The 13,849-nt window shown below is 61.8% G+C and carries 15 protein-coding genes and 1 pseudogene; 10 read left to right on the forward strand and 6 right to left on the reverse strand.

Annotated elements, in window-relative coordinates; genetic code table 11:
- Together urtB and urtA are read right to left on the reverse strand one after the other, a co-directional pair.
- Nucleotides 1–1,332, reverse strand: a 1,332-nt coding sequence (gene urtB, locus JWQ24_RS14580; RefSeq protein WP_299809199.1) for an urea ABC transporter permease subunit UrtB, incomplete at its 3' end; no start/stop codon positions are given.
- Between the two features lie 241 nt (nt 1,333–1,573).
- Nucleotides 1,574–2,896 (reverse strand): urea ABC transporter substrate-binding protein, encoded by a 1,323-nt coding sequence (gene urtA, locus JWQ24_RS14585; protein ID WP_299809202.1) that lies wholly within the window; start codon nt 2,894–2,896, stop codon nt 1,574–1,576.
- A gap of 505 nt (nt 2,897–3,401) precedes the next feature.
- Here urtA and JWQ24_RS14590 point away from each other — a divergent pair.
- From JWQ24_RS14590 to JWQ24_RS14600, 3 genes are all read left to right on the forward strand, one after another.
- Nucleotides 3,402–4,835: a DEAD/DEAH box helicase gene (locus JWQ24_RS14590; RefSeq protein WP_299809205.1), complete on the forward strand. Its 1,434-nt coding sequence runs from the start codon at nt 3,402–3,404 to the stop codon at nt 4,833–4,835.
- A 25-nt stretch (nt 4,836–4,860) separates the two neighbouring features.
- Nucleotides 4,861–5,142, forward strand: a complete 282-nt coding sequence (gene infA / locus JWQ24_RS14595) for a translation initiation factor IF-1 (protein WP_143575210.1) — start codon at nt 4,861–4,863, stop codon at nt 5,140–5,142.
- Nucleotides 5,143–5,445: 303 nt separating this feature from the next.
- The gene (locus JWQ24_RS14600) at nt 5,446–5,658 is read left to right on the forward strand and encodes a cold-shock protein (protein ID WP_011474122.1); all 213 of its coding nucleotides are present in this window, start codon (nt 5,446–5,448) and stop codon (nt 5,656–5,658) included.
- Between the two features lie 130 nt (nt 5,659–5,788).
- Here JWQ24_RS14600 and JWQ24_RS14605 read toward each other — a convergent pair whose 3' ends face one another.
- From JWQ24_RS14605 to JWQ24_RS14620, 4 genes are all read right to left on the reverse strand, one after another.
- The gene (locus JWQ24_RS14605; RefSeq protein ID WP_299809208.1) at nt 5,789–6,388 is read right to left on the reverse strand and encodes a TadE/TadG family type IV pilus assembly protein; all 600 of its coding nucleotides are present in this window, start codon (nt 6,386–6,388) and stop codon (nt 5,789–5,791) included.
- An 11-nt stretch (nt 6,389–6,399) separates the two neighbouring features.
- On the reverse strand, nt 6,400–6,945 hold the full coding sequence (locus JWQ24_RS14610) for a TadE/TadG family type IV pilus assembly protein (protein WP_299809233.1): 546 nt from the start codon (nt 6,943–6,945) through the stop codon (nt 6,400–6,402).
- Between the two features lie 165 nt (nt 6,946–7,110).
- Nucleotides 7,111–7,605 (reverse strand): pilus assembly protein N-terminal domain-containing protein, encoded by a 495-nt coding sequence (locus JWQ24_RS14615; RefSeq protein WP_299809211.1) that lies wholly within the window; start codon nt 7,603–7,605, stop codon nt 7,111–7,113.
- Nucleotides 7,606–7,870: 265 nt separating this feature from the next.
- Complete coding sequence (locus JWQ24_RS14620) at nt 7,871–8,698, reverse strand: sterol desaturase family protein (protein ID WP_299809214.1); 828 nt, start codon at nt 8,696–8,698, stop codon at nt 7,871–7,873.
- 284 nt (nt 8,699–8,982) lie between these two features.
- Between JWQ24_RS14620 and JWQ24_RS14625 the strand changes: the two genes are divergently transcribed.
- The 7 genes and pseudogenes from JWQ24_RS14625 to JWQ24_RS14655 form a co-directional block, all read left to right on the forward strand.
- On the forward strand, nt 8,983–9,147 hold the full coding sequence (locus JWQ24_RS14625; RefSeq protein ID WP_299809217.1) for a Flp family type IVb pilin: 165 nt from the start codon (nt 8,983–8,985) through the stop codon (nt 9,145–9,147).
- Between the two features lie 125 nt (nt 9,148–9,272).
- Complete coding sequence (locus JWQ24_RS14630; RefSeq protein WP_299809219.1) at nt 9,273–9,416, forward strand: hypothetical protein; 144 nt, start codon at nt 9,273–9,275, stop codon at nt 9,414–9,416.
- Nucleotides 9,417–9,488: 72 nt separating this feature from the next.
- A complete protein-coding gene (locus tag JWQ24_RS14635) occupies nt 9,489–10,013 on the forward strand; it encodes a prepilin peptidase (RefSeq protein ID WP_299809221.1) in 525 nt (174 codons plus the stop codon).
- Between the two features lie 120 nt (nt 10,014–10,133).
- Nucleotides 10,134–10,925 (forward strand): Flp pilus assembly protein CpaB, encoded by a 792-nt coding sequence (cpaB, locus tag JWQ24_RS14640; RefSeq protein WP_299809224.1) that lies wholly within the window; start codon nt 10,134–10,136, stop codon nt 10,923–10,925.
- 23 nt (nt 10,926–10,948) lie between these two features.
- Entirely contained in the window at nt 10,949–12,394 is a 1,446-nt protein-coding gene (locus JWQ24_RS14645) for a type II and III secretion system protein family protein (protein ID WP_299809227.1), read from the forward strand.
- A 20-nt stretch (nt 12,395–12,414) separates the two neighbouring features.
- Nucleotides 12,415–13,158: a CpaD family pilus assembly protein gene (locus JWQ24_RS14650; protein WP_299809230.1), complete on the forward strand. Its 744-nt coding sequence runs from the start codon at nt 12,415–12,417 to the stop codon at nt 13,156–13,158.
- Nucleotides 13,155–13,849: pseudogene (locus JWQ24_RS14655) on the forward strand (CtpF protein); the annotation flags it as partial. The gene JWQ24_RS14650 and the pseudogene JWQ24_RS14655, both read left to right, overlap by 4 nt.

Here is a 13,849-nt window from a genome sequence, read left to right on the forward strand (position 1 = left end):
GCCGGAGCCGAGGCCGAAGGTCAGCGCATCGATACGAGCGGTACGGATGCCAACGGCGGCCGCCATCGACCGGTTTTGCGTCACCGCGCGCATTTCGAGGCCAAGCCGCGTAAAGCGCAGCATGCCGAGCAGCGCGACGAACACGATGCCGGTGAAGACGATGATCCAGAGGCGGTTATAGGTGATGAGGATGCCGCCGAGATCGAAGGCGCCGGACATCCACGTCGGGTTGCCGACCTCCTTGTTGGTCGGACCGAAACTGCCGCGCACGGCCTGCTGCAGCACCAGCGAGATGCCCCAGGTGGCCAACAAAGTTTCCAGCGGGCGCCCATAGAGGAAGCGGATGACGGTGCGCTCGATCAGGATGCCGACCGCGGCGGCGACCAGGAAGGCCAGCGGCAGCGCGATGGCCAGCGAGTAATCAAACAGCGCCGGGTTCTTCGTGCGGATCAGTTCCTGCACGACGAAAGTGACATAGGCGCCAAGCATGACCATTTCGCCATGCGCCATGTTGATGACGCCCATCACGCCGAAGGTGATGGCCAGGCCAATGGCAGCGAGCAGCAGCACCGAGCCGAGCGACAGCCCGTACCAGGCGTTCTGGGCGATCGACCACAGCGTCTGGCGGCTCTTGATAGCCGTACTGGCACTGGCGGCGCGGCGCGCGACCAGGATCGATTGTTCGGCGCCGGAAAGTCCCGTCAGAAGCGCGAGGGCTTCCTGATCGCCGCGCGCCTTGATGACCGCGATGGACTCGATTTTCTCAACGTCGGTAGCGTCTTCCTTGAACAGCAGGATCGCCGCGCGTGCCTCGACGAAAGCCTGCTTCGCCGCCTTGTTGGTTTCTTTCTCCAGCGCCTGATCGACCACCGGCAGCATGGCGGCATCGTGGGTCTTGAACACAGATTGCGCGGCTTCCACGCGTTTGGCGGGATCGGGCGACATCAGCGTGAGACCGCCCAAAGCGGCATCGATGGTGCGGCGCAGACGGTTGTTGAGGCGCACCGCGACGGCGCTGTCGGGCACGCTGGCGATCGGCGCGCCGGTGGCGGCATCGACGCTCTTGCCGTCGGCCTGGGTGAGATAGATTTTCTTGCTGTCGGGATCGGCCAACAACCGGCCGTCCTGCAGCGCGCTGATGATGGCAAAGGCCTGCGGATTGCCGGACGTAGCGATCACACCGACGGCCTCGTCGGTGTCGGAATAATCGTCATTGGCGAATTTGGCGACGGCATCCTCGAAGGGACCCGCCAGCGCCGGGATAGCGGACGCGGCGATCAGAAGGAATGCAAACACAACGGCGCGAAAACGATCGACGAGTTTAATCGGCACTGGACGACCCCGGACGGGAGGAAAGGAAGAAGGCGACGGCAATGCCGCCTTCTTCAGTTGCTCGGGAAAAATTGTCAACGACAGACCTGTCCCCCGTCATTGCGAGCCCCAACGAAATTGGCAAAGCCAATTTCTTTGGGGCGAAGCAATCCAGAGGCCACAAAGAAAGGCTGGATTGCTTCGTCGCGAAGGGCTCCTCACAATGACGAACGAGGGGTCTCAGGTCACATCAAGGGCGTGATCAGGAACCCTGACCGCCGCACTTGTTGGTCTTGGTGTTGTAGTTACCGCACTTCTTGCCTACCCAGTCGCCAATCAGGTCCTTGGAGCCTTCCAGCTCCTTCGACCAGGCATCGCCAGCCACGAGGCCCGGGGTCTTCCAGACGACGTCAAACTGGCCGTTACCCTTGATCTCGCCGATGAACACCGGCTTGGTGATGTGGTGGTTCGGCAGCATCTTCGAGGTACCGCCGGTCAGGTTGGCGGCCTCAATGCCAGGCAGCGCATCGATCACCTTGTCGGCTTCGATCGACTTGGCCTTCTCGACCGCCTTCACCCACATGTTGAAGCCGATATAGGTGGCTTCCATCGGATCGTTGGTCACGCGCTTCGGATTCTTGGTGAACGCCTGCCATTCCTTGATGAACTTGTCGTTGGCGGGCGTCTTGATGGACTCGAAGTAGTTCCAGGCAGCGAGATGGCCGAGCAGCGGCTTGGTGTCGATGCCGGCGAGTTCTTCTTCACCCACCGAGAACGCCACGACCGGGATGTCCTTGGCCTTGATGCCCTGGTTGCCGAGTTCCTTGTAGAACGGAACGTTGGCGTCGCCGTTGATGGTCGAGACCACCGCGGTCTTCTTGCCGGCCGAGCCGAACTTCTTGATGTCAGCGACGATCGTCTGCCAGTCCGAATGACCGAACGGGGTGTAGTTGATCATGATGTCTTCGGACTTGACGCCCTTGGACTTCAGATAGGCTTCCAGCACCTTGTTGGTGGTGCGGGGATAGACGTAGTCGGTGCCGGCGAGCACCCAGCGCTTCACCTTCTCGTCCTTCATCAGATAATCGACCGCCGGGATCGCCTGCTGGTTGGGGGCGGCACCGGTGTAGAACACGTTGCGCTCGGACTCTTCACCCTCGTACTGCACGGGGTAGAACAGGACCGAGTTCAGCTCCTTGAAAACAGGGAGCACCGACTTGCGCGACACCGAGGTCCAGCAACCGAACACGACGGCGACCTTGTCCTTGGTGATCAGCTCGCGGGCCTTTTCGGCGAACAGCGGCCAGTTCGAGGCGGGGTCGACGACGACGGCTTCGAGCTTCTTGCCCATCACGCCGCCCTTCTTGTTCTGCTCATCGATCATGAACAGGACGGTGTCCTTCAGCGTGGTTTCGGAGATCGCCATCGTGCCCGACAGCGAATGCAGCACGCCGACCTTGATGGTGTCATCTGCCGCCTTCGCGGGCGAGAGTGCCGACAGGCCGAGAACCAGGCCCGCGGTCGCCGCCATCCAGCTGCGCCGGCTCATCGGCTTGGCTATGGCGTGAGTCAAATTGGTGATCATGTGAAGTCATCTCCCTGACGCAGACGTGAATTATGGCGGAACGGCCCCACGGCCGGCGCGTTAAGGGAATCGCAAGAAGTGTGCCAGCGAACGATTGCACGTCATGCTCATGAGATTGCTGGGGAATCCGGAATTTGACCGGCCGCCGCCGAATTGGGCGGCTTATTTAGTGAGCACAAAATTTGGCCATTGACGCGGCAGATCGCCTAATTGTCATGCATAATTTCCAGTTTGTCTAAATTTCATGCAGCGGTATTTTGACGCTGTCTGGGCGCACTGGTGAATCACCTTGAAACCGCCGCGTTCCTGTTCCATATGACCTACACGACCTTGAGAATCATCAGGTCTATGCGAGCCGCGTGTACTGATCCCGTCCAACGGTTTCTGGCTTGCCCCTTCAGCCAACCTAAACGACGCCCCAGACACGCGGGTGTCTCCAGACACCCCTCGCGCGCTCCTGGCCTGATGGCCGGGCGCATGCTTTCATTATGGAAAGACATATCTTTTGACCACCTTTCAGGAATTCGGCCTCGCCGATCCCATTACCCGTGCGCTCAAGGAAGAAAACTACACCACGCCCACCCCGATCCAGGCGCAGACCATCCCGATCGCCATTACCGGCAAGGACGTGATCGGCATCGCCCAGACCGGCACCGGCAAGACCGCGTCGTTCGCGCTGCCGATCCTTCACCGCCTGCTTCTCGACCGCATCAAGGTGCAGCCCAAGCATTGCCGCGTGCTGGTGCTTAGCCCGACCCGCGAACTCTCCGGCCAGATCCTCGAGAGCTTCAACGCCTACGGCCGCCACATGCATCTGACCTCCGCGCTCGCCATCGGCGGCGTGCCGATGGGTCGCCAGGTGCGTTCGCTGATGCAGGGCGTCGACGTTCTCGTCGCCACCCCCGGCCGGCTGATCGACCTCGTGCAGAGCAATGGCCTGAAACTCAACCTGGTTGAGTTCCTGGTACTCGACGAAGCCGACCGCATGCTCGACATGGGCTTCATCAACGACATCCGCAAAATCGTCGCCAAGCTGCCGATCAAGCGCCAGACGCTGTTCTTCTCGGCCACCATGCCGAAGGATATCGCCGAACTCGCCGAGCACATGCTGAAGGATCCGGCCCGCGTCGCCGTGACCCCGGTATCCTCGACCGTCGAGCGCATCGCCCAGCGCGTGATCCATGTCGATCACTCCGCCAAGCCGACCATCCTGGCGCAGATCCTGAAGTCGGAGACTGTCAACCGGGCGCTGATCTTCACCCGCACCAAGCACGGCGCTGACAAAGTCGTGAAGGGCCTCGAGCGCGCCGGCATCCGCGCTGACGCGATCCACGGCAACAAGTCGCAGAACCATCGCGAACGCACCCTGGCGAACTTCCGCAGCGGCGAAATCAAGACGCTGGTGGCAACCGACATCGCCGCCCGCGGCATCGACGTTGACGGCATCACCCATGTGGTGAACTTCGACCTGCCGAACATTCCCGAGACCTATGTTCACCGTATCGGCCGTACCGCGCGCGCCGGCGCCGAGGGCATTGCGATCTCGCTTTGCTCCGGCGAGGAAATGGCGTATCTGCGCGATATCGAAAAGCTGATCCGCATCTCGCTTCCGAAGGAAGATCGCCGAACCCCCGGTCGTAACGACGTGGGTCCGCCGCCCTCCCAGAATCGGGGCGGTCAGAACCGTAACTCGCGCCCGTCCGCGCCGCGCAGCAATGACGGCGCGCCGAGCCAGAACGCCCGCAATCGTCGTCGCCCCCCAGGCGGCGGCAATGGCGGTGCACCGCAACCGAACCGCGACAATGCGCGGCACGAACCGACCTCCCGCCCGGCCGCTCAGGCCGGCGCTGCCAACAAAGAAGGGATGCAGGGCGTTGCCTTCCTGCATCGCGAAAGCCGACCGAACACCACGCCCAACCGCACCCAGCGTCCGCGCTAACAACCGATCGATCTGGAGCTAACGAATGGCCAAAGAAGAGCTAATCCAGTTCGAAGGACTGGTGACCGAAATCCTTCCGGATGCGCGCTATCGCGTGCAGCTGGATGCCGGACACGAAATCGTTGCCTACACTGCAGGCAAGATGAAGAAGAACCGCATCAAGACGCTGGCAGGCGATCGCGTGACGATCGAGATGTCGCCCTACGATCTCGAAAAGGGCCGGCTGATCTTCCGCCACAAGGACGAACGTCCCGGCGGCGGCGCCCCCCGTGGCGCTCCGCCGCGCGGTCAGTTCCGGCGCCGCTAAGCGCTAACGCGCACTGCGCTGAGCTTGCACTGCACAACAACTACACCGCGCGTGACACCCTGTGTCGCGCGCGGTTTTGCGAAGCGACCCGTGACTGTTGGTGCACTATCAAAAAAACGTGCGCGTCAGGATTGTCTTGAACGTCAGCTTCGCTTAACATGAACTAATCGATTTTCGGCCGGACGACATTATCTATCCCCCGGTGCAGCCGGTCTAGACTGACGACCCTTCCAAAAATTCGATATCACCAGCCTGCGAGCACCGCGGGCTACTACTATAGTATATTGAGAAGGGACTACCCCCGTGAGCATGGGAACTGTGAAGTGGTTTAACGCGACCAAGGGCTTCGGTTTCATTCAGCCGGATGACGGCGGCAACGACGTGTTCGTGCACATCAGCGCCGTTGAGCGTGCCGGCCTCGGCACCCTGCGTGAAGGCCAGAAGATCAGCTACGAAATCGTTGCCGATCGTCGCTCTGGCAAGTCTTCGGCCGACAATCTGCGCGCCGCTGGCTAAACGAAATGCGCGGCTGCTGCTGCGCAATTTCGCTGACAATATGAAAAGGCCGCGCTTTCCAGCGTGGCCTTTTTGTTGTTGGTGCGGCTTTTTGCGGGTTGATCCGCCGCCTCGATCCGTGACGCGACACCTACTTGCAGGTGCCGGCCGTCACATAATCGACGCAGGTCGACTGCCGCGGCCGTGCGTAGGTCGTTTCGCTCAGCGTGAGGCCGGCCTTCGGCACGACGTAGCCGATGATCGGCTTGTAGGCGTACTTCACTTCGGCAAAAATCAGATACTGGTTCGCCAGCACATTTCCCGACGAGTCCTTGCCGATCAAACCTGCAGGAACAGTGACCGACGAATTCAACGACCGCACGGCGTCGCCTTTGCTCCAGTACACCTTGCCCGTGCCTGTCGTGGGATCGATGTAGACCTGACTGATCGTGGCAGTGAGATCCCCGGGTGCAAACGGCGTCAGCATGGCATCGCCGATACTGAAGAAGTTGGTGAAGTCCGCATCCACCACCTTCGTATAGCGCGAGGCCAGATCGGCCATCGTCTGTGCGATCATCGTCACCTTGCGGTCCGCACCGACGCCCATCGACACATCGATCATGCCGAAGAACATCACCATCAACAGCGGCATGATCATCGCGAATTCCACGGCGGCAATGCCACGGGTGTCGGCGTACAATCGCGCCAGCAGCCGCGGAAAACGACTGCACAACGCCGGAACCCTGGACATGATCTCGGCTCTCATTGGGGACGGTACGCGGCGGTCGCGGTCAGCAGACGCGAACTGTTGCTACCGCCGCGATTGACGTTGGCGATGTTGTATCCCAGCCCCGTGACGAACAGCGGCCATTGATAGTAGGAGCGCACCACGACGGTGCTTGTTGTATCGGTCGAAGCCGGTGGATTGTAGCTGAAGCTATCGACGAATTTTCCACTGGAATCGATCGGATCGGCAATCGTGAATACCGTCCCTGCCGCATATGTCTGAACGTCATTGCGGACCTTTGTACAATCCATCAGAACTTTGATGCGGTTGCAGATTGCCGTCTCGTAATCCGTCTTCGACACGGTCGTGCTGGTGAAAAACGCGCGCCCCGTATCCTGCACCGCGGTTTCGAGCACCTGGCCGGCAAAGAACACCAGGGCTGTTTCGATAATCGCAAAGATCATCGCGAAGAACACCGGCGCAATGATCGCGAACTCGACGGCCGCGGAGCCGCGCCTGTTGCGGAAAAAACGGCGCAACAGGCGGCCCGGAGCGGCAAACGTGGCGATAGGGAGCAACATCAGCGGAACCTTGGGCGACGGGAGATATCTACCGCCAAGGTAACGCAAACTGATTGTGGAAGTGTTTCCAGCAATACCTACAACATGCACCGCAACGTTAACCCGGCATTCACCATGATCCGGCGGATGGCCAGATCGTGGTCAATGCCGGTTCATTGAGCTGGATCAGTTGGTCTTCGGCGCCGCGGCGCCCTGGGCCGAGGTATTCAGCGAACCCGCCTGCCCCATCGTCGTATTGAAGAAGCCGTCGCTATCGCCCAGCGTCGCGCGGCGCTGGCAGACCGGCGAGCAGCTGTAGGATTCGCGCTCGATGCCGCGGAAGACCGTCACAACCTTGTCGCTCGGGCCCTGCACCTGAATGATGCGATCCATCAACACCTGGCCGCGGCGATCGATTGCGATCACGTTGGTGGCCCCATAGCCCTTGCCGGTGACGACGACGAGCCCGCCGGGCTGCAGCGTGACATCCGCAATCAGGGGATTTCCGACCACGATGGTAGCGATCTGGTCGGGAAACTTGACGAGCTTGGCCTGATCAACATTGACCGCGATCAGCTCATCGACCGGCGCCGCTATGACGGCGGGAGTCAGCAGCATGCCCGCAGCAAGCGACGGGACCAACAACAGCGCGCGCGCGCGCTTACGCAACAAAAGCGACATCCTGTACTCCGGGACGATACAAGCCGGCAAAAGCAGATACGCAGCGGTGCCGACGCCCGACATGGCAAATCTGACGTTAATTGATGAAGGAAGAGCAAACAGGATGGCTGGAATGCGATGTACGTTCCTTCAAACGGGCACGCTGAGTTTCAATTGAGCGGCGTCTGCGCACCGCGCGCACGCCCCTCCCGATCGGGAGGGGCGATCGACATGGTTGCCACAATTCCAAATTATTGAATCGAAGTCTGCCTTGTCCTGCACGCATTCAATGCTTGAAGGGATACGCCAGCTGTCCAACAAACTCGGCAGGCAACGGCTCGCCGTCGACACCGTAATCATCCGGGAGTTCGCCGGCCGGCATCCGGAATGTACCAAACAGGATGTCCCAGATCGGAAAGGTACCCGCGAAGTTGGTGTCACCGCCGCGCGCCAGCGAGGTGTGGTGCCAGCGGTGAAACACCGGCGTGGCAATCACGTAGCGCAGCGGGCCCAGCGTCCAGTTCAGGTTGGCGTGCACGAAGGCGGAATGGAACGTGGTGAGCGGGCCGACCCACAACATAATGTTGGGCGAGACGCCGGCCATCAGCAGCACGACATCAACCGCGACTGTACCGAGGAACAGGTTCACCGGATGGAAGCGCGCCGCCGAAATCCACTCCACTTCATGGGAGGAGTGATGGATGGCATGGTACTTCCAGAAACCACCACCATGATACATGCGATGAAACCAGTACAGCAGGAAGTCGGAGACGACGAGAAAGAAGATCGCCTGCACCCACAGCGGCATCTCGGCCAGCGGTCCGTGACCATTGTCGTAAAATGCGATCAATCCGTCGGCGTCATGAATATTGAAGACGACGGCAGCGCCGAGCACCAGCAGCCCGATACGGACCACGCGGGTGATCAACGGCACGAAGAACCAGTAACAGATGTCGGTGACGAGTTCGGTCTTCCGCCACCACGGCTTGCCCGGATTGCAGGCCCAGAAGTGCGACAAGACCGTGAAGACAATCGCCAGCACAAAGGTAATCGGCACCACCTTGGCAAGTGTCTGGCCGAACATATCAAGCACTTCCATCGGCATCGGGAACATGGCGACCTCATCGGATACAGGAGCCCGAGAGTTACCGCTTCATGCTTAACGGGCCGTGAATTGATAGTAGAGTCCGCTCTCCCGCGCCTGCCAAGCCGTTAGAAACACTCTTAAGTATACATTTACCGTGCTCAAGAAGAGGCAATTGTGGGCGACTTTCCGCAATCGAATTAACCGCGTCGCAAGTGTCGCACCCTACGGTACTGGCATGGTCACGGTGCTGAGAACGCCGGCAAGACCAAACCTAAGTTCGACAGCCACGTTTCCCCAATGGAGCTTGTATTATGAAAAATCTCGTTTCGCGTTTCGTCAAGGATGAGTCCGGCGCTACCGCTATCGAATACGGCCTGATCGCTGCCGGCATCTCGCTGGTCATCATCGCCGCCGTCAACGGCATCGGCACCAAGCTGAACGGCAAGTTCGCCGACATCAACACTTCGCTGAAGTAAAAACCAGCCGGTCTTGCATCAAAAGGCTCCGGAGAATCCGGAGCCTTTTTTGTGTCTAATTGTATCAAAATACGTGCGACGGCCGGTTCCTCCGCTGGCACCGTTCGCCCCTCAAGGTTTTGCGTATGAGTAAGCCCACCCCGCGCATCCTGCCGCAGCCACAGATCTCGCCGCTGGCGGTTGTGTTCCGCGAACCCGCCGGCATCGTCTGCCTGGCGCTGGTGCTGGCGCTGGCTGCGCTGGCGGTACGGATCGCCGGTGCCTGGTAAATTTCTCATCGTTTCCCGATTGTTCACTTCTGCTGGCTAGATTTACGACATCGTCGCAACAGGCCTGAAGCCATGATCCTCGACCTCGCCCGCCTGCTGCTATTTCCCGCGCTGATGGCTTTCGCAGCCGCCAGCGACCTGTTCACAATGACGATCTCCAACCGCATCTCGCTGCTTCTGATCGGCGGCTTTGCGGCGCTGGCGCTCTTCAGCGGCATGGGGCTTCACGACATCGGGTCGCATGTCGGCGCCGGCCTGACGGTGCTCGTGGTCGCTTTCACCTGCTTCGCCTTCGGCTGGGTCGGCGGCGGCGATGCCAAGCTGGCAGCGTCCGCCGGCCTGTGGTTCGGCTTCGGTCACTTGCTCGACTTCCTGGTCTATGCCTCGCTGTTCGGCGGCGCGCTGACTCTGTTGTTGCTACAGGCCCGGCAGTGGCCGCTGCCGCATGCGCTTGGTAGCCAGCCCTGGTTGCTGAAGCTGCACGACAAGCAAACCGGCATCCCCTACGGCATCGCGCTCGCACTGGGGGCGCTGATGGTCTACCCGGAAACCGAGTGGATCCGGGCCGTCGATCTGACCCGGCTGGCGCTGCACTGAACGCCGATTACCGCCTCCTCGATTTAGATACCGCTCATTAACCATGCTTTGACGAATAGCTGGTCAACTGCCCCTTACAGCGACGTCTGCGTCGCCGCGTAATGTGGAAAGTTGAAGCGTATGAATACCGCACGCATAGTGGTCCTGGCCATTGCCGTCGGCGCGGGCGGCGTAGCCCTGTATCTGGCGAGCAGTTCCGAACAGGCGCCGGCCCCGGTCGCACCGGTCGCTCAGCTGCAAACCACTGACGTTCTCGTCGCCAAATCCGAAATCGCGCTGGGCCAGACGCTTGGCCTCGACGACGTGCAGTGGCAGAGCTGGCCGACCTCGGCCGCCAGTTCCACCGTCATTCGCCGCACCGAGAAGCCGGATGCGCCGACCCAGCTTGCCGGCTCGATCGCGCGCTCGCAATTCATCGCAGGGGAACCGATCCGCGAGCCGAAGCTGGTGCGCGCCAACGGTTCCGGCTTCATGGCCGCTGTTCTGCCGACCGGTATGCGCGCGGTCTCCACCGAAATCTCCCCGGAAACCGGCGCCGGCGGCTTCATCCTGCCGAACGACCGCGTCGATGTGATCCTGTCGAAGCGCGACAAGAACCCCGACCGAGGCGGCGCGCCGGACATCGTCAATTCGGAAGTCATCATGAGCAACATCCGGGTTCTGGCGATCGACCAGGCCCCGAAGGAAAAAGACGGCCAGAACACCGTCGTCGGCAAGACCGCGACGCTCGAGTTGAAGCCCGAGCAGGCCGAGATGCTGGCGCGGGCGCGGCAGACCGGCACGCTTTCGCTGGCGCTGCGCGCGCTGGTCGACCGCAACCTGCCCGACACGGTCAGCGAAGACCGCAACACCAAGCGCGATAGCATCAACGTCGTTCGCTACGGCATTCCGACGTCGACATCGGCCAAGTGACAAGGATGCAGAGGATGAGGCGCATGACAACCAGCGGACCGATGCAGACCTTCGTGGTCCGGGCGCTGTCGTATACGGCCATCACCGCGATGACGCTGAATCCTGCGCTGACGCCGGTGCTGGCCGCGGATGCGCGCGCCAACATGGGCGCGCCGATGTCGTCCGACGGCCAGATGGGCGCGCGCTTCCTGGCGCTCGGCATTGGCAAATCGATCGTCATCGACCTGCCCCGCGACATCAAGGATGTGTTGGTCGCCGATCCCAAGATCGCCAATGCCGTGGTGCGCTCGTCGCAGCGCGCCTACATCATCGGCGCCACCGTCGGCCAGACCAATATCGTGTTCTTCGATTCCACAGGCCAGCAGATTGCGGCCTATGACATCGCCGTCACCCGCGATCTCAACGGCGTTCGCGCCGCGCTGAAGCAGACGGTGCCGAGCGCCAATCTCCGCGTCGAAGGCCTCGGCGACGGCGTCGTCATATCGGGCTCGGCAGCCTCCACGATCGAGGCCCAGCAGGCTGTCGATATCGCCGCACGGCTGGTCGGCGGCGCCGACAAGGTCGTCAACAGCATTTCCGTGCGCAGCCGCGATCAGGTCATGCTGAAAGTGACGGTCGCGGAGGTTCAGCGCAGCATCGTCAAGCAGCTCGGCGTCGATCTGTCAGCGCAGTTGGGCTACGGCACCGCCGTGGTGAAGTTCAACAACACCAACCCCTTCACCGCGCTGGGCCGTAACCTGGTCGATGGCAACGCCACGACGGCATCGTTCGGCTCAACCCCGTCCGTGACCGCCACCGTCAAGGCGATGGAAAACGCCGGTCTGATCCGCACGCTTGCCGAACCGAGCCTGACAGCGATCTCGGGCGAAACCGCCAACTTCCTCGCGGGCGGTGAATTCCCCGTCCCGGGCGGCAACACCTGCGATCCCACAACGCGGATCTGTACCACGCAGATCACCTTCAAGAAGTTCGGTATCTCGCTCGGATTCACGCCGGTTGTGCTGAGCGAAGGCCGCATCAGCATGCGGGTTGCGACCGAGGTTTCCGAACTGTCGCAGGAAAATGCGGTGACCATCAGTGGCACCTCCATTCCAGCGATCAAGACCAATCGCGCCGACACCACGCTCGAGATTCCATCGGGCGGTTCCATGGTGATGGCGGGTCTGATCAAGGAGCAGACCAAGCAGGGCATCAGCGGTCTGCCGGGTCTCGCGCAATTGCCGGTGCTCGGCTCGCTGTTCCGCAGCCGCGATTACGTCAACAACAACACCGAGCTGATGGTGCTGGTAACGCCCTATATCGTGCGCGCCGTCGCGCCAAAGGACCTGTCGCGTCCAGATGACGGATTTGCAGACTCGTCCGACCCGCAGGCCGACCTGCTCGGCAGCGTCAACCGCATCTATGGCGCGCCGGGCCGGCCCGAGACCAACAAGACCTATCGCGGCACCTACGGCTTCATCACGGACTGACGCGGGACAAGGACAGACCAATGACCACCAGACACCCCGCCGCTTTCCATAGACGGCTCCGCCTCGCGGTTGTGATCGCGGGCGCCTCGCTGGCGCTCGGCGCCTGCAATCAGACCGGCCGTTCCGATATCACCGGCACGCTGCCGCCGACTGACTACCGGCTGCGCCATCCGATCGTCGTGCAGGAATCCATCCGCAACTCCGAGATCTTCGTCGGCTCGGCACGCGGCGGCTTGACCGCGGCGCAGCGCACCGATGTCGCAGCGCTTGGCGAGGCCTGGCTGGCCGAAGGCACCGGCGCAATCATCGCCGAAGTGCCCGTGGGCACGCCTAACGCGCGCGCGGCGCAGGAATCGCTGCGCGAAGTCCAGACGTTGCTTGGTAATGTCGGCGTTCCCCCGCGTGGCATTACCGTGCGTCAGTACCATCCCGAAGACCAACGGCTGTTCGCGACCATCCGGCTGAAGTATCCGCGCATCGTGGCCGATGCCGGCCCGTGCGGCACCTGGCCGGAAGACCTCGGACCGTCGATCAACAACAAGAGCTACCTCAACAACAAGCCGTACTTCAATCTCGGTTGCGCCAACCAGCACAACCTCGCCGTGATGACCGCCAATCCGACGGACCTCGTACAGCCGCGTGCGGAAGGACAAGTTTACGCCGCGCGGCGCAGCTTCATGATCGACAAGTACCGTCAGGGCCAGGCCACCACGACCACCTATACCGACGCGGACAAGAACAAGATTAGCAGTGTGGGCCAATGATCAGTTACGCGCAGCAGGCATCGTCCGAGCAACCCGCCGTCACGGCGGCGGACGAGCACATCGCGCCGGCACCCCGCGTGTCGGTGCAAGCGTTTTGCGAAACGGCAGAGACCGCCGCGGCCGTGCAGGCTGCCGGCGAGGACCGCCGGTTGGGCAAGGCGCACCTCAAGATCCAGATGGGCGGCATGACCGCGGCGATCGAAGCTTACCGTTCGGCGCCGACACCGAACGTCGTCGTGCTCGAGACCGAGCCGCGCACCGATATCCTCGCTGGCCTTGACCATCTCGCGACCGTCTGTGACGCCGGTACCCGCGTCGTGGTGATCGGCAAGGTCAACGACGTCACGCTGTACCGCGAACTGGTTCGCCGCGGCGTCAGCGATTATGTCATCGCACCGGTGGCGCCGCTCGACGTCGTGCGTTCGATCTGCGGATTGTTCTCGGCACCGGAAGCCAAGGCGGTCGGCCGCATCATCGCCGTAGTCGGCGCCAAGGGCGGCGTCGGCGCCTCCACCATCGCGCACAACGTCGCCTGGGCGATCGCCCGCGACCTGGCACTGGATTCCGTCGTGGCCGATCTCGACCTCGCCTTCGGCACGGCCGGCCTCGACTACAACCAGGATCCACCGCAGGGCATCGCCGACGCGGTGTTCTCGCCGGACCGCGTCGATACCGCCTTCATCGACCGCCT

This window comes from Tardiphaga sp. (genome assembly GCF_028290495.1).
In the GTDB taxonomy this organism is placed as follows: Bacteria; Pseudomonadota; Alphaproteobacteria; order Rhizobiales; family Xanthobacteraceae; genus Tardiphaga.

Excerpts from the sequence above, each read along its gene's own strand:
- urtA (WP_299809202.1), bottom strand. The coding sequence starts at position 2,896 with ATGATCACCAATTTGACTCACGCCATAGCCAAGCCGATGAGCCGGCGC.
- infA (WP_143575210.1), top strand. The coding sequence starts at position 4,861 with ATGGCCAAAGAAGAGCTAATCCAGTTCGAAGGACTGGTGACCGAAATC.
- JWQ24_RS14605 (WP_299809208.1), bottom strand. The coding sequence starts at position 6,388 with ATGTCCAGGGTTCCGGCGTTGTGCAGTCGTTTTCCGCGGCTGCTGGCG.
- JWQ24_RS14610 (WP_299809233.1), bottom strand. The coding sequence starts at position 6,945 with ATGTTGCTCCCTATCGCCACGTTTGCCGCTCCGGGCCGCCTGTTGCGC.
- JWQ24_RS14615 (WP_299809211.1), bottom strand. The coding sequence starts at position 7,605 with ATGTCGCTTTTGTTGCGTAAGCGCGCGCGCGCGCTGTTGTTGGTCCCG.
- JWQ24_RS14620 (WP_299809214.1), bottom strand. The coding sequence starts at position 8,698 with ATGTTCCCGATGCCGATGGAAGTGCTTGATATGTTCGGCCAGACACTT.
- JWQ24_RS14625 (WP_299809217.1), top strand. The coding sequence starts at position 8,983 with ATGAAAAATCTCGTTTCGCGTTTCGTCAAGGATGAGTCCGGCGCTACC.
- JWQ24_RS14630 (WP_299809219.1), top strand. The coding sequence starts at position 9,273 with ATGAGTAAGCCCACCCCGCGCATCCTGCCGCAGCCACAGATCTCGCCG.
- JWQ24_RS14635 (WP_299809221.1), top strand. The coding sequence starts at position 9,489 with ATGATCCTCGACCTCGCCCGCCTGCTGCTATTTCCCGCGCTGATGGCT.
- cpaB (WP_299809224.1), top strand. The coding sequence starts at position 10,134 with ATGAATACCGCACGCATAGTGGTCCTGGCCATTGCCGTCGGCGCGGGC.
- JWQ24_RS14645 (WP_299809227.1), top strand. The coding sequence starts at position 10,949 with ATGACAACCAGCGGACCGATGCAGACCTTCGTGGTCCGGGCGCTGTCG.
- JWQ24_RS14650 (WP_299809230.1), top strand. The coding sequence starts at position 12,415 with ATGACCACCAGACACCCCGCCGCTTTCCATAGACGGCTCCGCCTCGCG.